This window comes from Actinoalloteichus caeruleus (assembly GCF_049311605.1).
Taxonomy (GTDB): Bacteria; Actinomycetota; Actinomycetes; order Mycobacteriales; family Pseudonocardiaceae; genus Actinoalloteichus_B; species Actinoalloteichus_B caeruleus.
In genome coordinates this window covers 1186083-1206848 of sequence record NZ_CP186005.1, presented here as the reverse complement: position 1 = coordinate 1206848, position 20766 = coordinate 1186083, and the positions used below count along the sequence as shown (strand labels likewise).

Sequence of the window (20766 nt, the reverse complement as noted above, 5' to 3'; positions counted from 1 at the left end):
CGACAAGCGAAGGAGCCGCCGTGACCGCACCCACGCTCGCCATCACCGACAGTGACCCTATCGGTGCCAGTGCCGACGCCCTGATCATCGGGACGCTCGCCGGACCGGACGGGCTCACGCTCGCCCCGGGTTCCGCCGAGGTGGACTCGGCCTTCGGCGGTGGACTGGTGGACCTGTTGGCCGCGGTCGGCGCCAAGGGCAAGGCCGACGAGGTCGTCAAGATCCCCGCGCGCGGCGCGGTGCCGGCCACGGTGGTGGTGGCGACCGGTCTCGGGTCGTCGTCGGGGCCCGAGGAGCAGGTCACCGCCGAGCAGGTGCGGCGGGCGGCCGGGGCGGCCGCCCGCGCGCTGGCCGGCACCGGCCACGCGGTCAGCCTGCTGTCGCTGCTGGACCTCGGGGCGGCGGCGCAGGGCACGCTGCTCGGCGCCTACCGCTTCACCCGGTACCGCACCGAACCGGGTGATGGCCCGGTCGGGCGGGTGGAGTTCGCGCTCCCCCCGGGCGTCGAGGGTGACCCGCAGGCCACGCTGAAGGCGGCCACCGCCATCGCCTCCGCCGTGAACACCGCCAGGGACCTGGTGAACACCCCGCCGAACGACCTGTTCCCCGAGTCGTTCGCCGAGCGGGCCGCCGACCTGGCCAAGGAAGCCGGGGTCGACATCGAGGTCCTCGACGAGAAGGGCCTGCGCAAGGGCGGGTACGGCGGCATCCTCGGCGTGGGCGGCGGCTCGACGCGCGGGCCGAGGCTGCTGCGCCTGCGCTACGCCCACCCTCGGGCCGTGAAGAAGGTCGCGCTGGTCGGGAAGGGCATCACCTTCGACAGCGGCGGCATCTCCCTCAAGCCGCCGGCGGACATGGACCAGATGACCTCGGACATGTCCGGCGCCGCCGCCGTGGTGGCCAGCGTCGTGCTCGCGGCGCGGTTGAGGTACCCGCTGGAGGTCATCGCGCACGTCCCGCTCGCCGAGAACCTCCCCTCCGGCACCGCCTACCGGCCCGGTGACGTGCTCACCATGTACGGCGGCAAGACCGTCGAGGTGCTCAACACCGACGCGGAGGGACGCCTTGTCCTCGCCGACGCCATCACCCGGGCCGCCGAGGACGACCCCGACTACCTGATCGAGACCTCCACCCTGACCGGCGCGCAGGTCGTGGCCCTCGGCAAGCGCACCCCGGGCGTCATGGGCGAGGACGAGTTCCGCGACCGGGTCGCGGAGATCGCCAGGGCCACCGGTGAGGGCGGGTGGGCGATGCCGCTGCCGGAGGAGCTGCGCGGGGACCTCGACTCCAAGCTCGCGGACCTGGCGAACGTCACCGGCCACCGCTGGGGCGGGATGCTGTCCGCCGGCCACTTCCTCCGGGAGTTCGTGAAGGACGGCCTGCCCTGGGCGCACATCGACATCGCCGGCCCGGCCTTCAACGACAAGGGCCCCTGGGGCTACACGCCCAAGGGCGGCACCGGGCTGCCGGTGCGCACCATCGCCGCCGTGCTCGCCGACATCGCCGAACACGGCTGACCCGACCCGCCGGCGGCACGCCCGGGGTCGCGAAGTTGAGCCAGATCACTTCGCGACCCCCGCCACCCGCCGCGTGGTCGTCCCCTCGGGGTTCGGGAGGGCGGACCGGGCGTTCAGTCGGTCCGCCCCTCCCGCTCGGATCGCTTGCGTAAGGCGCGCTGCCGGGCCGTGTAGTCGCGCATCCGCTGCGGATACCCGACGAGGGCTACGTCATAGACCGGCATGCTCAGCTTCCTGGCGAACTGCTTCGCGCCCTCGGGGCCGTCGATGCGTCTCCGCGTCCACTCCCCGTCGTGCGCGATCAGGACCACGGTCGTCTCGGTCACCGCCGTCCTCGGCTCCACGTACGCCTCGACGCCGCGCCGGGACGCCGCCCACTCCTCCAGGTGGCTGGTGTCGGCTTTGGACGAGGTACGCAGCGTCCCGGGACGCTGGCGACGACGTCGGAACCGATCGAAAAGACCCACAACGGACACCTCCTGTTCGCTTGTCCCGATCCTGCCAGCAGGGCTCGGGCCACGGGTCCCTCCTCCGCAACGGTTTCGGCGGACGGCCCGTTCCCGTCGACCACCACGCGCACGACCCGGCGCGTGCACCCTGGGTGATCTGATCCCGCCGAGGGGGGCCGCCCAGCCGGACCCCTTCGCCAACTGGCGATACGTGGTGACAAGATGGCACCGGGTACCCCGCCGACCGGCCTAGGGTGTATCCGTAAGCGATTCGCCAACCTGCCTGTCAAGGAGATCCCGTGACTGACACCTCCGCCGATCTGGTGATCCTCGGCGGCGGCTCCGGCGGCTACGCGTGCGCGCTGCGCGCGGCAGAGCTGGGTCTGTCCGTTGTCCTGGTCGAGAAGGACAAACTCGGAGGAACCTGCCTGCACCGCGGCTGCATCCCGACCAAGGCGCTGCTGCACGCCGCCGAGGTGGCCGACTCGGCCCGGGATGGTGATCAGTTCGGCGTGAAGAGCTCCCTGGAGGGCATCGACATCGCCGGGGTCAACTCGTACAAGGACGGTGTCGTCAACCGCCTCTTCAAGGGCCTCCAGGGCCTGGTGAAGTCGAGGGGCATCACCTACGTCAACGCCGCCGGCACGCTGACCTCCCCGACCACCGTCGAGGCGGAGGGCGTCACCTACACCGGCCGCCACGTCGTGCTCGCCACCGGTTCCTACGCGCGCAGCCTGCCCGGCCTGGACATCGGCGGCCGCGTGGTCACCAGCGACCAGGCGCTGAACCTGGACTTCGTGCCGGAGCGGGTCGTCGTGCTCGGTGGCGGGGTCATCGGCGTGGAGTTCGCCAGCGTGTGGCGGTCCTTCGGCGCCGAGGTCACCGTGGTCGAGGCCCTGCCCCGCCTGGTGCCCAACGAGGACGAGTACCTCTCCAAGCAGTTGGAGCGCGCGTTCCGCCGCCGGGGGATCACCTTCAAGACCGGGGTGCGCTTCACCGGGGTCACCCAGGACGACACCTCGGTGTCGGTGAACCTGGAGTCCGGGGAGCAGCTGGACGCGGACCTGCTGCTGGTCGCCGTGGGGCGTGGCCCCAACAGCGCGGGTCACGGCTTCGAGGAGGTCGGCGTCGCGACCGACCGGGGCTTCGTGGTGACCGACGAGCGCCTGCGGACCAGCGTGCCGGGCGTCTTCGCCGTCGGCGACCTGGTCCCCGGTCTCCAGCTCGCGCACCGGGGCTTCCAGCAGGGCATCTTCGTCGCGGAGGAGATCGCCGGGCTGAACCCGTCCACCATCGACGAGGCCGGTATCCCCCGGGTCACCTACTGCGAGCCCGAGGTCGCGTCCGTCGGGCTGACCGAGACCGCCGCGAAGGAGAAGTACGGCGAGGTCCAGACCCTCGTCTACGACCTCGGCGGCAACGGCAAGAGCCAGATCCTGAAGACCTCCGGGGCCGTGAAGCTGGTCAAGGCCGGCGCCAAGGGCCAGGACGGTCCCGTGGTCGGCGTGCACATGATCGGCGCCCGGGTCGGCGAACTGATCGGCGAGGCACAACTGATCTACAACTGGGAGGCGTTCCCCGGCGAGGTCGCCGAGCTGGTGCACGCCCACCCCACCCAGAACGAGGCTCTCGGGGAGGCACATCTCGCCTTGGCCGGTAAGCCCCTGCACGCGCACGGCTGAAGCCGGAGCGAGGAACTAAGTCCCACGAGCGACTAGCACGAGGAGTCAGCGAAAAGATGGCCTTCTCCGTCCAGATGCCGGCGCTCGGTGAGAGTGTCACCGAGGGCACCGTCACACGGTGGTTGAAGAAGGAAGGCGACCGGGTCGAGGTCGACGAGCCCCTGCTCGAGGTCTCCACCGACAAGGTCGACACCGAGATCCCCTCCCCCGCCGCCGGAGTACTGCGGCGGATCATCGCCCAGGAGGACGAGACCGTCGAGGTCGGCGCCGAACTGGCCCAGCTCGACGACGGTTCGGGTGAGGAGCCGGCTTCCGCCCCCGCCGCCCAGGAGCAGCCGGCCGAGTCCCCAGCGCCGACTCCCCAGCCCGCCGAGCAGCCCGCCCCGGCCCCGCAGCCGGCGGCGTCCGGGGCCGGCAACGGCGGCGGCTCCGCCGAGGGCACATCGGTGGAGATGCCCGCACTGGGTGAGAGCGTCACCGAGGGCACCGTCACCCGGTGGCTGAAGAACGTCGGGGACAGCGTCGAGGTCGACGAGCCCCTGCTCGAGGTCTCCACCGACAAGGTCGACACCGAGATCCCCTCCCCGGTCGCCGGCACGCTGCTGGAGATCGTGGCGGGCGAGGACGAGACCGTCGAGGTGGGCGGACGACTCGCGGTCATCGGGTCCGGCGCGCCGGCCCAGGCCGCCGCCCCGGAGCCCGCCCCGGCGCCCGTTCAGGAGGCCCCCGCCCAGGAGGCCCCCGCCGAGGCACCGGCTCCCGCCCCTCGGCCCTCGGCCCCGTCGGAGGAACCCGCTCCGGCGCCCGCTCCGGCCGCGCCGCAGCAGGCGCAGCCGAGCGCGGACGGCGGGGGGAACCCCTACGTCACCCCGCTGGTGCGCAAGCTCGCCAACGAGAACGGCATCGACCTGAACACCCTCCAGGGCTCGGGTGTCGGTGGCCGGATCCGCAAGCAGGACGTGCTCGCCGCCGTCGAGGCCAAGAAGGCCCCCGCGCAGCAGGCGCCCGCTCCGGCCACGGGCTCCGCGCCCACGCCGGAGCCCGTGCGGGAGAGCGAGCTCCGGGGCCGGACCGAGAAGCTGTCGCGGCTGCGGCAGGTGCTCGCCACCCGCATGGTCGAGTCGTTGCAGACCGCCGCGCAGCTCACCACCGTCGTCGAGGTCGACGTCACCCGGATCGCCCGGCTGCGGGCCAGGGCCAAGGCGGCCTTCGCCGCCCGTGAGGGCGTGGGCCTGTCCTTCCTCCCGTTCTTCGCCAAGGCCACGGTGGAGGCGCTCAAGCAGCACCCGCAGCTGAACGCCTCCATGAACCTGGAGAAGAAGGAGGTCACCTACCACGGTGCCGAGCACCTGGTGATCGCGGTGGACACCGATCGCGGCCTGATGGTCCCGGTGGTGCACAACGCTGGTGACCTGAACCTCGCCGGGCTCGCCCGCAAGATCGCGGACGTCGCCGAGCGGACCAGGACGAACAAGATCACGCCCGACGAGCTCAGCGGTGGCACCTTCACGCTGACCAACACGGGCAGCCGGGGCGCGCTGTTCGACACGCCGATCTTCGCCCAGCCGCAGGTCGGCATCCTCGGCACCGGGGCCGTCGTGAAGCGGCCCGTCGTGGTGAGCGACGAGTCCGGCGGCGACACCATCGCCATCCGGTCGATGGTCTACCTCGCGCTGTCCTACGACCACCGCCTGGTGGACGGCGCCGACGCCGCCCGGTTCCTGGCGACCATCAAGCAGCGGCTGGAGGAGGGCGCGTTCGAGTCCGACCTCGGTCTCTGACGCCGCCACCCCGCTGACCCCGGGCCCCGCCACCACCGGTGGCGGGGCCCGGCGCCGTTCGATGCCGGGACGGCGGGAGGGCCACCCCGACGCTGTGCTCCGACAGCGGTCGACCGGTTCGCCTGCCCGCCACGATCCCGTCGCTCCCTCCGTGCCCGCCGGCGGGGCGACCGACCGGAGCGGGACGGAGTCGCGTCGACGACGCCGATGCGTCACGATCAAGGAATGCGCGTCGTGGTCGCTGGTTCCTCAGGTCTTGTCGGCTCCGCCCTGGTCTCCGCTCTCGAGGACACCGGTCACGAGGTGGTGCGCCTCGTCCGCCGACCGGCGAGGGCGGCCAGCGAACGGAGTTGGGACCCGCCCGCCGGCCACGTGCCCCACGACGCGCTGGAGGGCGCCGACGCGGTGGTGAACCTGTGCGGGGCGTCGATCTTCGGGCGCCGGTGGAACCACGCCAGGAAACAGGTGCTGCGTGACAGCCGGCTCGTGCCCACCGAGGTCCTCAGCACCGCCGTCGCCGAACACCGGATCCCGGTGCTCGTCAACGCCTCCGCCGTGGGCTACTACGGCGACACCGGGGACCGCGCCGTGGACGAGACCGCCCCGCTCGGGTCGGGGTTCCTCGCGGAGCTGTGCCGCGACTGGGAGGACGCGGTGCGCCCCGCGCGGGAGGCCGGCGCCCGCGTCGTCCTGGCCAGGAACGGCATCGTGCTCAGCTCCGGAGGTGGACTGCTCGGCACGCTGCGGCCGCTCTTCTCCCTGATGCTGGGGGGCCGGCTGGGCAGCGGCGGCCAGTACCTGTCGTGGATCGGCATGGACGACGAGCTGGCGGCGCTCCGGTTCGTACTGGAGACCGACGGCCTCGACGGCCCCGTGAACCTCACCGCGCCCGCGCCGGTGACCAACGCCGAGTTCACCCGCGTGATGTCGACCGCGTTGGGGCGCCCGGCGCCCTGGGTCGTTCCCGGGGTGGCGCTGCGCGCCCTCCTGGGCCAGATCGCCGACGAGTTGGTGCTCACCGGCCAGCGAGCCGTGCCGAAGGCCCTCTCCGAACACGGGTTCCACTTCCACCACCCCGCGCTGAACTCCGCCCTCGTGGCCGCGTTGAACGACTGAACCGGGAACGCGGTCGCACGTCCTCGCCTGTGGCGTCGGGCGCACCACGCCGGCCACGCCTGCGACCCGCGCGCGGCCGGGCGTAGGGTCAGGTCCGTGCGCAGCAACGACGAACCCCTCCGCTCCGCCCCGTCCACCTCGTGCCGGTCGGCGAGCGACCAGGTGGTCGTGCGGCATCTCGGGCTCATCGAGTACCAGCGGGCCTGGGACCTCCAGCGCGAACTGGTCGCTGCCAGGCAGGCCGGTGACGGGCCCGACACCCTCCTCCTGCTCGAACACCCCTCCGTGTACACGGCGGGCAAGCGGACCCGGCCGGCGGACAAACCGCAGGACGGCACCCCGGTCATCGACGTCGACCGGGGCGGGATGATCACCTGGCACGGCCCCGGTCAGCTGGTCGGCTACCCGATCGTCGAACTCGCCGAACCGGTCGACGTCGTGGACTACGTCCGGAGGTTGGAGCAGGCGCTGATCTCGGTGTGCGACCAGCTGGGCGTGCGCACCGGGCGGGTCGAGGGCCGCAGCGGCGTCTGGGTGCCCGCCGACGAGCGGGGTGGCGAACGCAAGATCGCCGCGCTCGGCATCCGGGTGCAGCGGGGCGTGACCATGCACGGCCTGGAGATCAACTGCGATCCCGACATGTCGGCGTGGGACCGCATCGTGCCCTGCGGGATCAGCGACGCGGGCACCACGTCCCTGACCGCGGAGCTCGGGCGGACCGTGAACGTCGCCGAGGTCCTGCCGCTCGTCGAGCGGGCGGTGCTCGACGCGCTGGAGGGCGCGCTGCCGGTGACCCACCGACCCGCCCGGCCGGAGCCGGCGGAACCGGCCGGGGCCGGAGCGGTCACCTTCGCCCTCGACTCCCGGATCCAGTCCGCCGGCTGAGGCGGGCCATCACCCGAGCTGGGGCGCCACCTCCGAGGCGACCAGCTCCAGGTGGTCGAGGTCAGCCAGGTCGAGCACCTGGAGGTAGAGCCGACGGACACCGGTCCGCTCGCGCCACTGCCCGATCCGGTCGACGATCTCGCCCGGCGTGCCGGCGAGCCCGTTCTCCCGCAGTTCCGGCACCTCCCGGCCGATCGCGGCGGCGCGGCGGGCCACCTCCGGCTCGTCCCGGCCGACGCACAGCACCAGCGCGGCCGACCGGAGGATGTCGCCCGCGCGCCGCCCGGCCGCGACGGCGGCCCGGTCCACCCGTTCGAACTGCTCCGCCGCCGTCTCCATGTCGACGAAGGGCAGGTTGAACTCGTCGGCGAACCGGGCGGCCAGCTCCGGCGTGCGCTTCTTGCCCTTCCCGCCGAGCACGAGTGGCGGCCGTGGCCGCTGCACCGGCTTGGGCAGCGCCGGCGAGTCGCTGATCTGGTAGTGCCGTCCCTCGTAGTCGAAGGTCTCACCCTCCGGCGTGCCCCAGAGACCGGTGATGATCTCCAGCTGCTCCTCGAAGCGGTCGAACCGTTCGGCCAGCGGCGGGAACGGAACACCGTAGGCGGCGTGTTCCTCGGCGTACCAGCCGGTGCCCAGGCCCAGGTCCACCCGGCCGCCGGACATCTCGTCGACCTGGGCGACGGTGATGGCGAGCGGACCGGGCAGGCGGAAGGTCCCGGCGGTCACGAGGGTGCCCAGCCGGATCGTGCTGGTCTCCCGCGCGATGCCGCCCAGGGTCACCCAGGCGTCGGTGGGGCCGGGCAGGCCGGAGACCGAGCCCATCTTCAGGTAGTGGTCGGAACGGAAGAAGGCGCCGTAACCGGCCGACTCGGCGCACCGCGCGACGCGGAGCAGGTCGGTGTAGGTGGCGCCCTGCTGGGGTTCGGTGAACACCCGGAGTTCGATGCGATCGTTCACGGGCTCCAAGGGTGCAGGGCGGCCGGAGCGAGGGCCAACCGGGGGCCTCGACACGGCGGAGGGCGCGGTCCCGGCACGGCGGTGGTCTCCGGTGCCGGGCCGCCGTGGCACCACGGATCGCCACACGGTAGTTGTGAGCTATGTCCAGATGGAGCGCAACCCAGATCCCCGACCAGACCGGCCGCAACGTCCTGATCACCGGAGCGAACTCCGGGTTGGGGCGCTACTCGGCGGTCACCCTCGCCAGCCGTGGCGCACGAGTGTTGTTGGCCTGCCGCTCGGCCGAACGCGGGCGGCCGGTGGTGGACGAGATCCGCGCCGCCGGCGGTGAGGCCGAACTGGTCGAGCTAGACCTCGCGGACCTGTCCTCGGTGCGGCAGGCCGCCAGCACGGCCAGGGCGCTCTGCCCGGAGGGCATCGACATCCTGATGAACAACGCGGGCGTGATGGCGCCGCCGTTGACGCGGACCCTCGACGGGTTCGAACTCCAGATGGGGGTGAACCACCTGGGCCACGCCGCGTTGACCTGGTTGCTGATGCCCAGCCTCATGCGGCCGGGGGCGCGGGTCGTGACCCTCAGCTCCATCGCCCACCGCGCCGGTTCCCTCGATCTGAGCGACCTGAACTACGAGTACCGCAAGTACAACGCGGGCCGGGCCTACGGGCAGTCGAAGCTCGCCAACCTCCTCTTCGCCTTCGAGCTGGACCGCCGTGCCAGGGCGGCTGGCCTGGACCTGCTCAGCGTGGCCGCGCACCCCGGCATGACGGCCACCGAGCTCGGCGGGAACATGGCCAGGGCCCGGGGCAGCTCCTGGATGGAGAAGGGGTGGGGGCTGGTCAACCGCGTGATGACCCAGCCCGTCGCCGACGGGGCCAGCCCGCAGCTGTACGCGGCGACGATGCCGGACGTGCGGTCCGGTGACTACTACGGACCCGACGGCCCCGGCGAGGCCAGGGGCGGTCCGAAGAAGGTGTCCTCCACGGCGGCGGCCCAGGACACGCGGGTCGCGGCCGAGTTGTGGGACCTCACGGCGACGCTCACCGGAGTGACGCCCGATCCACGCTGAGCGCACGCCTGGTGCCGGGTCCACGTCCTCCGCCGGATGCCCGACCGGATGGCGTGGACCACAGCACGACGACGCGTAGGGTGGGCGTGTGACGGTCGCACCGGAGGGGCGCAAGCTGTTGCGACTTGAGGTCCGCAACAGCCAGACGCCCATCGAGAAGAAGCCATCCTGGATCAAGACGCGCGCGCGCATGGGTCCGGAGTACCGCGAACTGAAGGGCCTGGTGCGGCGCGAGGGCCTGCACACGGTCTGCGAGGAGGCCGGCTGTCCCAACATCTACGAGTGCTGGGAGGACAGGGAGGCCACGTTCCTCATCGGCGGTGACCAGTGCACCCGCCGATGTGACTTCTGCCAGATCGACACCGGGCGGCCGGCGGCGCTGGACCGCACCGAACCGCGCAAGGTCGCCGAGTCGGTCCAGGCGATGGGCCTGCGGTACTCCACGGTCACCGGAGTGGCCAGGGACGACCTGCCCGACGGCGGCGCCTGGCTGTACGCCGAGACCGTGCGCCAGATCCACGAGCTCAACCCGGGGACGGGTGTCGAGCTGTTGATCCCGGACTTCAACGCCGACCCGGACCAGCTCGCCGAGGTCTTCTCCAGTCGTCCGGAGGTCCTCGCGCACAACGTGGAGACCGTTCCTCGGATCTTCAAGCGCATCCGGCCGGGCTTCCGCTACGAGCGGTCGCTGCGGGTCATCACGGAGGCGAGGAACGCGGGTCTGGTGACCAAGTCGAACCTGATCCTCGGCATGGGCGAGGAGCCCGACGAGGTGACCGAGGCGCTCCAGTCGCTGTACGACGCGGGTTGCGAGATCATCACCATCACGCAGTACCTGCGTCCCAGCGTCCGCCACCACCCCGTGGAGCGGTGGGTCAAGCCCGAGGAGTTCGTGGCGCACAGCAGGACCGCCGAGGAGATCGGCTTCACCGGGGTCATGGCCGGCCCGCTGGTCCGCTCCTCCTACCGCGCCGGTCGGCTGTACGCGGGCGCGGTGCGCCGCCGAGGCGAGGAACTGCCCGAGAACCTGAGCCACCTGCTCAGTGAGAGCCCCGCCGCGCAGGAGGCCAGCGCCCTGCTGGCGCGGTGAGAACCCTGGCCGCCCCCGTGCCGCACGGGGGCGGCCCGTTCCGGGCCGGCTGAGGGCGAGGCTCCGGTCCCGGCTCGGCCGTCTCCCCACGGGCGGCCGGCCGCGACCTCCCCCGTATCCTGGTCGTATGGCCCCCAAGCAGGAGAAAGCGGCTGGAAAGCCGGACAAGGCGGCCGCCAAGGAAGCGTCCAAGGCGGCGAAGAGCGCCCGGCGGCAGGCATCGAGGGAACGCCGCAAGCAGATCTTCGAGGCGTTCAAGATGCAGCGCCGCGAGGACAAGCGGCTCATCCCGTGGATGCTGGTCGCCTTCCTCGGCACCGCGCTCGTCGTCTTCGGCCTGGGCTTGCTGCTGGGGCTGCAATGGTTCTTCCTGCCGGTCGGCATCGCCTTCGGCGCCCTCGCCGCGGTCATCGTGTTCGGCCGCCGCGTCCAGCGCACCGTCTACCAGCGCGCGGACGGGCAGCCGGGTGCCGCCGGCTGGGCGCTGGAGAACATCCGCGGCCGCTGGCGCGTGACGAATGCCGTCGCCGGCACCACCCACCTCGACGCCGTGCACCGGGTCATCGGGCGCCCCGGCATCATCCTGGTCGCGGAGGGCGCCCCGCACCGCGTGCGGGGACTCATCGCACAGGAGAAGAAGCGCGTCGCCCGGGTGGTGGGCAGCACTCCGATCTACGACTTCACGGTCGGTAACGGGGAGGGGGAGGTCCCGCTCAAGAAGCTCCAGCGCCACCTCATGAAACTCCCCCGTAACATCAGCGTCGCGCAGATGGACGTGTTGGAGACGAGGCTCGCCGCGCTGGCCAGCAAGGGCAACGCCATGCCCAAGGGGCCGATGCCCCAGGGGGCGCGGATGCGGAACATGCAGCGGGCCATCCGCCGCCGCTGAGCTCCTCCCACGGGCCAGGGCCACGCATCGAGGCGGGGAACGCCCTCCGGACCAGGTTCCGGGGGGCGTTCGACCGTCTGGAGGGGCCGACGTCCCTCGCGCGCGGGAGAGGGACCCGGCGACGAACCGGGGCGGTCTCCTCGGACGGCCTACGCGGGCACGTGCGGAACCGACCCGTGGAGCGCGATCGGCGCGGCCTCCTCGACGGCCCGCCTCCGAACGACTCGACCGAGCCGGCGCGTCAGCGAGCCCGCGGTCGCGGGGACGGACGATGTGACAGGTGCGCGGCGGTCGGCACCACCGGTCCCCCGGACCCGGTCCAGGACGCCCCCGGGGAGGCGGGACGCTCCGTCGGCGCCCGGGTCACGATCACAAGGACATCGGCCGGACGACCAGGTCAGCGGGTGTTCACCACGACCGTGCCCAGTGCCCGGTCGTGCAGACCCCGGTAGTCGAGGTCCCACACCACGGCGGGGATCAGGAAGAAGATCATCACGGTGCGACCGGCGGCTCGGGGCAAGCCCACCCGGGCGGCCCCACCGAGCCGAGCGACCCGGATGCCCAGCAGCGCCATGCCCGGCGTGAAACCGGCGACGGCGACCGGGACCACGGTCAGCAGCACCCAGGCCAACAGGCTCCAGTTCCGGGGCAGTTCGGGGGCGGTGAACAGACCGGCCACGAGGGCTGCCATGATCAGGTCGACGAGCAGCGCCGCGAGCTTGCGCCGGGGTCGGGCGACTGAGCCCGGACCCGTCTCGGGTAGGCCGAGGCGCTCGCCGCGCCACCGCTGGTTCTCTGCCTCCGCCGCGGCCCGCCGACCCTCCGGGTCGAGCGCCGCGCTGGGGCCGGACAGCCACGAGCCGGTCCACCTGTTCACGGACCCCAGCGTAACGACCGATTCGCGGCGTTTCGGTCCGGGGCCAGGTCAGACGGCCGCACATATCATGTCAGTCACATCCTGCTGTGTTAACAGCCGCGAAACATGCGGTTGATGGCAGGGCAATACGTCCCACTTAGCGTCGCTGGCGCACTGCTGCTAGCGACCGGTGATGGCTTCCGCCAACTGGGGGCCACTCGATGTGTCTGACCCGTGTAAGGAGCCAGCGAGGGTGTTCAAAAACTCCGACGAGGTCCTGAAGTACCTCTCCGACGAGGACGTGAAGTTCGTCGACATCAGGTTCTGCGACCTGCCCGGCATCATGCAGCACTTCACCGTGCCCGCCGCGGCGTTCGACGCGGACACCTTCGCTGACGGCCTCGCCTTCGACGGTTCGTCCGTCCGCGGCTTCCAGTCCATCCACGAGTCGGACATGCTGCTGCTCCCCGACCCGTACACCGCGCGCCTGGACCCCTTCCGCGCCGAGAAGACCCTCATCGTCAACTTCTTCGTGCACGACCCGCTGACCCGCGAGCCCTACAGCCGGGACCCGCGCAACGTCGCCCGCAAGGCCGAGGAGTTCCTCGCGGCGTCCGGCATCGCCGACACCGCCTTCTTCGGCCCCGAGGCGGAGTTCTACGTCTTCGACTCGGTGCGGTTCGACACCACCGCGAACGCCTCCTTCCACGAGATCGACTCGGAGGCCGGCTGGTGGAACACCGGCGCCGACGAGGAGGGAGGCAACAAGGGCTACAAGGTCCGGTACAAGGGCGGCTACTTCCCGGTGTCACCCACCGACCACTTCGCCGACCTGCGCGACCGGATCTCCCTCCAGCTCATGGAGTCCGGTTTCACGGTGGAGCGCGCGCACCACGAGGTCGGTACCGCCGGCCAGGCCGAGATCAACTACAAGTTCAACACCCTGCTCCACGCGGCCGACGACCTGCAGCTCTTCAAGTACATCGTCAAGAACGTCGCCTGGCAGGCCGGCCGCAGCGCGACCTTCATGCCCAAGCCGCTGTTCGGCGACAACGGCTCCGGCATGCACTGCCACCAGTCGCTGTGGGCCGGCGGCAAGCCGCTGTTCCACGACGAGTCCGGGTACGGCGGCCTGTCGGACACCGCGCGGCACTACATCGGCGGGCTGCTCCACCACGCGCCGAGCCTGCTGGCCTTCACGAACCCGACGGTGAACTCCTACCACCGCCTGGTCCCCGGCTACGAGGCCCCGGTCAACCTGGTCTACTCGCAGCGCAACCGGTCGGCGTGCATCCGCATCCCGATCACCGGCAGCAACCCGAAGGCCAAGCGGGTCGAGTTCCGCTGCCCGGACTCCTCGGGCAACCCCTACCTCGCCTTCGCCGCCATGCTGATGGCCGGCCTCGACGGCATCAAGAACAAGATCGAGCCGCCGGCCCCGATCGACAAGGACCTCTACGAGCTGCCGCCCGAGGAGGCCAAGAACGTCCCGCAGGTGCCGGCGACGTTGTCCGAGGTCATCGACAACCTGGAGCGGGACCACGAGTACCTGCTCGCCGGCGGGGTCTTCACGCCCGACCTGATCGAGACCTGGATCTCGCTGAAGCGGGAGCAGGAGATCGACCCGATCCGCCTGCGGCCGCACCCCTACGAGTTCTCGCTGTACTACGACGTGTGACGGGAGGGGGTGTCCACCACCCGCGTGGTCGACACCCCGTCCCATGGATCGCCGGCTGAGGGCCGGGTGACCGCCGTGGTCACCCGGCCCTCGCTGTCGTCGGCCCCGGGCCGGCTCCCTGGTGACCGAGCTCCACCTCGGTCCCCGTGGCGGAACCGAGAGACGTGCCTTCCTCCTAGGCGAGACGATCGGACATCGCACCAAGACCTTGAACGGTTCCGAGTCTCGGTACGTTCGGATTGACTCGTCCCATGACAGCGAAAACGATCCTGGTGCTCGGCGGTACGGGGAAGACCGGCCGCCGGGTCGCCGCGCAGCTGACCGAACGGGGCCACACCGCGCGCGTGGCGTCCCGCGGCGCCCCCACCCGATTCGACTGGAACGACGACACCACCTGGCCGGCAGCGCTGCGCGGCGCCGACGGCGTGTACGTCGTCCCCGACGACGCCGGGCCGCTCAGCCACTTCGAGTCCTTCATCAGCCTCGCCACCCGGGAGGGGGTGCGCCGCCTCGTGCTGCTGTCGGCGCGGGAGGGGATCGAGACATCCAACCCAGCGGTGATCAGCCGGGAGGACACCGTGCGCGGGTCCGGCGTCGAGTGGACGCTGTTGCGCCCGGTCTGGTTCGCCCAGAACTTCAGCGAGGAACCGTTCCTGGCCGAGGGCGTGCGCGAAGGTGAGGTCCGCTACGGCACCGAGGACGGTCGGCACCCGTTCATCGACGCCGAGGACATCGCTGCCGTCGCCGTCGCCGCCCTCACGGAGGACGGGCACGCCGGCCGGGTGTACACGATGTCCGGTCCTCGGGCCCTCAGCATCCCCGAGGCGCTGGACACGATCGCGGCGGCGACCGGGCGCACGATCCGGAGCGTCCCCCTCCCCCTCGACGAGTACGAACGCCACCTCACCGACCGCTACTACCCGGCCGGTGCGGCGCGGGCGGTCACCGGTCTCAGCGAGCTGGTCCGCCGACATGCGGACGACCACCTCTCCGACGGAGTGCGGGAGGCGCTCGGCCGGGAGCCCCGCGACTTCGCCGACTACGTCGCCACGACCGCCGACGCCGGCGGCTGGGGATGATCACGGCCCGTCCCCCCGCCACGGCGGGGGGACACCCGTGCCCATCCGGCGCCCCGCCGCTCCCCACCGAGGCGAACTCCCGTAAAACGCCGACCCACCATTCCTGGACGACGGTCGTGTGCTTCTCCCAACCGGTCCGGAAACGGTTCAACGGTGGTTCACGCCAATCAGTGCACTAGTGGTTCACCATTTTATCGACGCGTTTTCCCCCGCGTTCTCCAGTAAGCTGGCGTCCCGTTCACGTGCACGGGACAACGGGGGATGCATGGCGCTTCGCGACCGGGTCCGCGCGGTGGTGGAAGCCAGGAGATTCAACCAGTTCATCATCACCGTCATCCTCGTGAACGCGGCCGTGCTCGGGATGGAGACATCCCCGTGGCTGACCAGCCGGTACGGCGAGACGATGCTGCTCATCGACCACACGGCGGTCGCCGTCTTCACCGTCGAGCTCCTGGCCAGGCTCTACGTGTACCGGACCGGCTTCTTCCGCAGCGCGTGGAACTGGTTCGACCTGATCGTGGTGAGTGTGGCCCTCGTCCCCACCACGACGTCCTTCAGCGTCTTGCGGGTGCTGCGCGGTCTGCGACTGATCTCCGCGGTCCCCGCCATTCGTCGGATCGTCTCCGCGTTGTTCAGCGCCGTCCCCGGCCTGCTTTCCGTCCTCTCCCTGCTGTTGCTGGTCCTCTACATCAGTGCCGTGATCAGCGTCCACCTCTTCGGCGATATCGCCCCCGAACTCTTCGGGCACCTCGGTATCGCCCTGTTCTCGTTGTTCAAGGTGCTGACCACCGAGAACTGGCCCGACATCGCGGACACCGTCATGGTGGACCAACCGATGGCGTGGATCTTCTTCGTCTGCTACATCGTGTCCACCACCTTCGTCGTGCTCAACCTGCTGATCGCGGTCCTCGTCAGCGCGGTGGAGATGCAGCTGTCGGCCGCCAGGTGGGCGGAGGACCAGAGCCTGGAGGCGGTCCAGCACGCGGCGGTCATGGCCGAGCTCCGCGCGCTGCGCGGCGAGCTGGCCACCCTGCGGGCCAGCACCGGCCCCGGGACCGCTGCTGGCACCAGCGCTCCTGCCCAGGGCACACCGGACGGCGAGCCCCCGCCCGCGCCACCCGCACCACGACGGCCGGAAGGGGACGGGACCCGCGCCGACGAGCCCGGGGGCCCGGGTCAGCCCGTTCCGTAGAAGACCCGTTCCATCACGGCCCTGGCCCGCCGCGTCACCCGCCGGTAGTCGTCGACGAACACCCCGGGGTCCTCGGAGACCGAATATCCCAGCGTCCTGGCTACCGCCGCGAGGTCCCGACCGTGCCCCGGCAGCTGGTCCGACGCCTTGCCCCGGACCAGCGTCGTCGCGTTCCGCGCCTGGCTGGCCATCGTCCACGCGGCCCGCAGCGCCTCGGCGTCGGCCTCGTCCAGCAGTCCAGCCGCCGCGGCGCTCCGCACGGCTCCCAGGGTCGAGGTCGTGCGGAGCCCCGGCACCTCGTGCGCGTGGCCGAGCTGGATCAACTGCGCGGTCCACTCCACGTCGGACAGCCCGCCCCGGCCGAGTTTGGTGTTCGTGGTCGGGTCGATCCCCCTGGGCAGGCGTTCGTGCTCCACCCGAGCCTTGATCCTGCGGATCTCGATGGTCGAGGCCTCGTCGAGCCCACCGGCCGGATACCGCACGGGGTCGATCAACTCGGTGAACCGGCGGCCGAGCTCCTCGTCCCCGGCCACCCGTCGTGCCCGCAGCAGCGCCTGCGCCTCCCAGGTGTCCGACCACTTCTCGTAGTACATGCGGTACGACTCCAGCGTCCGCACCAACGGGCCACTCCGGCCCTCGGGACGCAGGTCGGTGTCGACGTGCAACGGGGGGTCCTGGCTGGGTGCGCTGAGGAGCCGGCGCAGCGTCTCGGCCACGGCGGTCGCGTAACGCACGGCGTCGTGGTCCTCGACGCCCTCCACGGCCTCGCACACGAACAGGACGTCCGCGTCCGAGCCGTACCCGAGCTCGTCACCCCCCAACCTGCCCATGCCGATGACTGCGACCCTGGCCAGCGGCTCGGGACCGAAGCGGGGCGCGACGGCGCCCGCCGCGGCCCGCAACGCCGCCTCCAGGACGGCGGACCAGATCCGGGACAGGGCGTGGGACACCGACGGGAGTTCCATCAGCCCCAGCAGGTCCGCGCACCCCACCCGCAGCAGCTCGTGCCTGCGCAGCGACCGGGCGGCCAGCACCGCCTGTTCGGGGTCGCCGTGCCTGGCGACGGCGCTGCCCAGCGAGTGCGCCACCTCCTCGGGGTCCCGCCCCACCAGCTCCGGGGTGTCGACCAGCAGCCGCAGCACCTCGGGCGCGCGGACCAACAACTCGGGGACCATCCTGGACGTCCCCAGCAGGAAGGCCAGGCGTTCCGCGACCGCGCCCCTGTCCCGCAGCAGCCGCAGGTACCAAGGAGTGTCCGTCAACGCCTCGGACACCCGGCGGTAGGCGAGCAGGCCGCCGTCGGGGTCGGTGGTGTCGGCGAACAGGTCGAGCAGCACCGGCAGGAGCGCCCGCTGGATCGACGCGCGGCGCGACACCCCCTCGGTGAGCGCCCCGATGTGGCGCAACGCGCCCTCCGGGGAGGTGAACCCGAGGGCGGCCAGCCGGGCGGTCGCCTCGTTCGGGGTGAGCCGCAGCGCCTCCGACGGCACCCGGGCCACCGCCTCCAGCAGCGGGCGGTAGAACAGCTTCTCGTGGAGTCGGCGGACCCGGGCGGCGTGCCGGCGGAACTCCGACAACAACACCTCCCCCGGACCTCGCCGACCGTCCGAGCGCAGGCCGGCCGCCCTGGCCAGCCAGCGCAGGCCGGCGACGTCGTCGAACGCGGGGAACAGGTGGGTGCGCAGCAGGCGCTGGAGCTGGAGCCGGTGTTCGAGCAGCCGGAGGAAGCAGTACGACTCGGTGAGTTCGGCGGCGTCGACCCGCCCCACGTACCCGCCGGACCCCAACGCGCCCAGCGCCGGCACCGTCCCGGGAACCCGCAGTTCCTCGTCCGAACGACCGTGCACCAGCTGGAGGAGCTGGACGGCGAACTCCACGTCGCGCAACCCGCCGCGCCCCAGCTTCAGCTCCCGCTCGGTGAGCTCGGCCGGCAGGTTGTCCTCCACCCGCCGGCGCATCTCCTGGACGTCGGAGACGAAGTCGTCCCGGTCCGCCGCCGTCCACACCATCGGCGTGACGGCGTCGAGGTACGCCTTGCCCAGCGCGGCGTCACCGGCCACCGGCCGAGCCTTGAGCAACGCCTGGAACTCCCAGGTGCGCGCCCACCTCCGGTAGTAGCTGAGATGCCCTTCCAGGGTCCGCACCAGGGCACCGGCCTTCCCCTCCGGGCGCAGTGCGGCGTCGACCTGGAAACATGCCTCACCGGCGATCCGCATCGCCTCGGCGGCGACCCTGGTGGCGGTGGCGAGCGCCCGGTGCGGCGCTGCATCCCCCTCGTCCCCCGCACTCCCGGCGTCCACCTCCTCCGCCGGGGGGCGCGGTTCCGCGACGAAGACGACGTCGACGTCGCTGACGTAGTTCAACTCGCCCGCTCCGCACTTGCCCATCGCGATGACGGCCAGGCGGAACGGCAGCTCGGCGTCCGACGGGTCCTCGTCCTCGGAGGGTGGGCCCAGCACCTCCGTCACCGCGACCGCGAGCGCGGCACGCAGCGCCGCGACCGCCAGGTTGGACAGCGCGCCGGCGACCAGGCGGTACCGCTCGGGTTCCCAGCCGATGCCGCGCTGGCTCAGGTCGGTGGCCGCGATGTCGAGCATCATGCCCCGGTAGGCGGTGCGGAGGGCGCGGACCGCCTCGATCCCGACCAGGGTGGAACGTACGGCCCCGGCACCCGCTCCCCACGCGGGTGCCGGGTCCCCCGGGTCCTCCGAGCGGGTTCCCGGCCCCACCGCCCCGACGGAGGACCACAACTCGGTGGTCAACTCGCGCTCGCTGGGTGGGTCGTCGAGCAGTTCACCGTCGAGGCGCCGCCACTCCGCCGGGTGAGCCACCAGGTGGTCGGTCAGGGCGGTGCTGGCGCCCAGCACCGCGAACAGCCGCACGGCCAGGTCGTGGTCCGTGCGCAACGCCTCGTCCAGCTCGGGCCAGTCCGCGCCGAGGGACTCCCGCAGCCGGTCCAGACCGCGCAGCGCGAGGTCGGGGTCGGCGGAGGCGGACAACGCGCCCAGCACGGGCTCCAGCCCGGGGGGAACGCGGTCGGCCTCCCACCACCCCGCCGCCGCGAGCATCGGGTGGGTTCGGGCGTCGGTCAGCCCGAAACGGCCCAACCAGGGTGCTGGTCGCGATTCCTCCGCCATCACAGGTCCTCCAGACTGCCGTCCCGCCGGATGCCACGTCCCGGGGCTCCGCCGGTTGTCCTGCACTCGGGATCGGGCGGCCTCGGTGTGCCGGCGGCCCCGCCGACACCGGCGCGCGGCCGGGAGCACCGAGGCCCGCTGTCCTCCGCCACCTCCGGGTCCGCCGTCAGACCAGCGGGAGGCGACGCGGGCCCGGCTCCCGGGGTTCCAGTCCGGCGCGTCGCGCGGCGATGCGGACGAACCGGGTGACGATCGGCTTCCAGGTGGCCTCGATCTCCTCGTGCGCCTCGGCGAGCGCGGCGGTGGAGTGCGCCCGGGCCGGCGCCGCGGCGGCCAACTCCGGGTCGGCGTCGAACCAGTCGCGGATCATCTCCGGGGTCGTCTCGATGTGGAACTGCGTGCCCCAGGCCGCCGTTCCCACCCGGAACGCCTGGTGTGGGCAGTTCGGTGAGGCGGCGAGCAGCGTCGCCCCGGGAGGGAGGCGGGTGACGATGTCGCGGTGCGCCTGCACGACCAGGGGCATCAGGACGAGGTCCTCGAACAACTCGTCCTCGACGGCGGCGTCCCGCTTCGCGACGAGCGTCGGCCCAGCCGCCGGGCCGGTGGGGCTCGCCTCCACCCGGCCACCGGCGGCAGCCGCCAGGAGCTGAGCGCCCAGGCAGACCGCGAACGTCGGTAGTCCCTTCCCGACCGCGGTGGTCAGCCGGGCCCGCACGTCCAGCAACCACGGGTGCGCGATGACGTCCTCGGCCTGAACCCGCCCTCCCAGGCACACGAGGGCGTGGTACTCGCCGAGTTCGGGCACTTCCTGCTGATCCGGGTGGATGATGTCGAGTTCGGCACCCGCGGAGCGCAGCCACTCACCCAGGCGGGCGGGCGGATCGGACGGGTCGGGTTGCAGAACAAGAACTCGCACACTCGTCACGACGACGATGCTATGCCCGACGGCCCCGAGAACGCCGCTGCCCCCGACGCCCTCCACCACATCGAATTCAGAACGTTGCCGTCGTGGGACGAGAGAGCGGTCCAACCGCCCGCCGAAAGCCCGTCGAGAAGCCGCACCCGCCGCGAACGAGGGACCACCGCGTTCCCGGCCCCGGTCGGTGGCGGGTGCCCTGGGCGCACAAAAAAAGTGGGTGGAGAAGAACCGGGAGCACCCACCAGGTGCTCAACCACATTCCCCTCCACCCACCGGTGAAAGAAAGTTCGGCGGCGTCCTACTCTCCCACACCCCCACAGGTGCAGTACCATCGGCGCTGAAAGGCTTAGCTTCCGGGTTCGGAATGGGACCGGGCGTTTCCCTCTCGCTATCACCACCGAAACACTCTAACCAACACCCCACCCCAACCAACCCCAGGGCAGGGAGCCAGTTGCACTCCCAGAATCACACA

General features: G+C 71.8%; 16 protein-coding genes and 1 rRNA gene. 11 read left to right on the top strand and 6 right to left on the bottom strand.

Translation table 11 applies throughout. The features are described 5' to 3' along the window. Positions 1-20 precede the first annotated feature (20 nt). Complete coding sequence (locus tag ACOJVX_RS05390) at positions 21-1517, top strand: leucyl aminopeptidase (protein ID WP_026418200.1); 1497 nt, start codon at positions 21-23, stop codon at positions 1515-1517. Between the two features lie 113 nt (positions 1518-1630). Here the strand turns inward: ACOJVX_RS05390 and ACOJVX_RS05385 are convergent, their stop codons facing one another. Continuing rightward, a complete protein-coding gene (locus ACOJVX_RS05385; RefSeq protein ID WP_026418199.1) occupies positions 1631-1984 on the bottom strand; it encodes an oxidoreductase in 354 nt (117 codons plus the stop codon). A 281-nt stretch (positions 1985-2265) separates the two neighbouring features. Between ACOJVX_RS05385 and lpdA the strand changes: the two genes are divergently transcribed. From lpdA to lipB, 4 genes are all read left to right on the top strand, one after another. Beyond that, positions 2266-3648, top strand: a complete 1383-nt coding sequence (gene lpdA / locus ACOJVX_RS05380) for a dihydrolipoyl dehydrogenase (RefSeq protein WP_026418198.1) — start codon at positions 2266-2268, stop codon at positions 3646-3648. Between the two features lie 56 nt (positions 3649-3704). Then, on the top strand, positions 3705-5429 hold the full coding sequence (gene sucB, locus ACOJVX_RS05375; protein ID WP_026418197.1) for a 2-oxoglutarate dehydrogenase, E2 component, dihydrolipoamide succinyltransferase: 1725 nt from the start codon (positions 3705-3707) through the stop codon (positions 5427-5429). Between the two features lie 225 nt (positions 5430-5654). Further along, positions 5655-6545: a TIGR01777 family oxidoreductase gene (locus ACOJVX_RS05370; RefSeq protein WP_026418196.1), complete on the top strand. Its 891-nt coding sequence runs from the start codon at positions 5655-5657 to the stop codon at positions 6543-6545. Positions 6546-6641: 96 nt separating this feature from the next. After that, the gene (lipB, locus tag ACOJVX_RS05365) at positions 6642-7430 is read left to right on the top strand and encodes a lipoyl(octanoyl) transferase LipB (RefSeq protein ID WP_422647302.1); all 789 of its coding nucleotides are present in this window, start codon (positions 6642-6644) and stop codon (positions 7428-7430) included. A gap of 9 nt (positions 7431-7439) precedes the next feature. Here the strand turns inward: lipB and ACOJVX_RS05360 are convergent, their stop codons facing one another. Further along, positions 7440-8375, bottom strand: a complete 936-nt coding sequence (locus tag ACOJVX_RS05360; RefSeq protein WP_026418194.1) for an LLM class F420-dependent oxidoreductase — start codon at positions 8373-8375, stop codon at positions 7440-7442. 152 nt (positions 8376-8527) lie between these two features. Here ACOJVX_RS05360 and ACOJVX_RS05355 point away from each other — a divergent pair, with 152 nt between their 5' ends. The 3 genes from ACOJVX_RS05355 to ACOJVX_RS05345 all read left to right on the top strand — a co-directional run bounded on the left by ACOJVX_RS05355 (position 8528) and on the right by ACOJVX_RS05345 (position 11433). After that, positions 8528-9454 (top strand): oxidoreductase, encoded by a 927-nt coding sequence (locus ACOJVX_RS05355; protein WP_026418193.1) that lies wholly within the window; start codon positions 8528-8530, stop codon positions 9452-9454. An 88-nt stretch (positions 9455-9542) separates the two neighbouring features. Beyond that, entirely contained in the window at positions 9543-10544 is a 1002-nt protein-coding gene (gene lipA, locus ACOJVX_RS05350) for a lipoyl synthase (protein ID WP_026418192.1), read from the top strand. A gap of 127 nt (positions 10545-10671) precedes the next feature. Next, entirely contained in the window at positions 10672-11433 is a 762-nt protein-coding gene (locus ACOJVX_RS05345) for a DUF4191 domain-containing protein (RefSeq protein WP_026418191.1), read from the top strand. Between the two features lie 397 nt (positions 11434-11830). Here ACOJVX_RS05345 and ACOJVX_RS05340 read toward each other — a convergent pair whose 3' ends face one another. Next, positions 11831-12310 (bottom strand): RDD family protein, encoded by a 480-nt coding sequence (locus tag ACOJVX_RS05340; RefSeq protein ID WP_026418190.1) that lies wholly within the window; start codon positions 12308-12310, stop codon positions 11831-11833. A 232-nt stretch (positions 12311-12542) separates the two neighbouring features. Here ACOJVX_RS05340 and glnA point away from each other — a divergent pair, with 232 nt between their 5' ends. The 3 genes from glnA (at position 12543) to ACOJVX_RS05325 (ending at position 16238) form a co-directional block, all read left to right on the top strand. Next, positions 12543-13967: a type I glutamate--ammonia ligase gene (gene glnA / locus ACOJVX_RS05335; protein ID WP_026418189.1), complete on the top strand. Its 1425-nt coding sequence runs from the start codon at positions 12543-12545 to the stop codon at positions 13965-13967. A 251-nt stretch (positions 13968-14218) separates the two neighbouring features. Then, positions 14219-15046 carry an NAD(P)H-binding protein gene (locus ACOJVX_RS05330; RefSeq protein ID WP_026418188.1) on the top strand — a complete coding sequence of 276 codons (828 nt, stop codon included), beginning with the start codon at positions 14219-14221 and terminating at the stop codon, positions 15044-15046. Between the two features lie 265 nt (positions 15047-15311). Further along, positions 15312-16238: an ion transporter gene (locus ACOJVX_RS05325; protein ID WP_081715336.1), complete on the top strand. Its 927-nt coding sequence runs from the start codon at positions 15312-15314 to the stop codon at positions 16236-16238. Here ACOJVX_RS05325 and ACOJVX_RS05320 read toward each other — a convergent pair. The 3 genes from ACOJVX_RS05320 to rrf all read right to left on the bottom strand — a co-directional run bounded on the left by ACOJVX_RS05320 (position 16223) and on the right by rrf (position 20696). Further along, positions 16223-19375, bottom strand: a complete 3153-nt coding sequence (locus tag ACOJVX_RS05320; RefSeq protein WP_422647301.1) for a bifunctional [glutamine synthetase] adenylyltransferase/[glutamine synthetase]-adenylyl-L-tyrosine phosphorylase — start codon at positions 19373-19375, stop codon at positions 16223-16225. The two genes, ACOJVX_RS05325 and ACOJVX_RS05320, sit on opposite strands and share 16 nt — an antisense overlap. A 166-nt stretch (positions 19376-19541) precedes the next feature. Beyond that, entirely contained in the window at positions 19542-20300 is a 759-nt protein-coding gene (locus ACOJVX_RS05315) for a type 1 glutamine amidotransferase (protein ID WP_026418186.1), read from the bottom strand. Between the two features lie 279 nt (positions 20301-20579). Beyond that, positions 20580-20696, bottom strand: a 5S ribosomal RNA gene (gene rrf, locus ACOJVX_RS05310). Between the last annotated feature and the right edge of the window lie 70 nt (positions 20697-20766).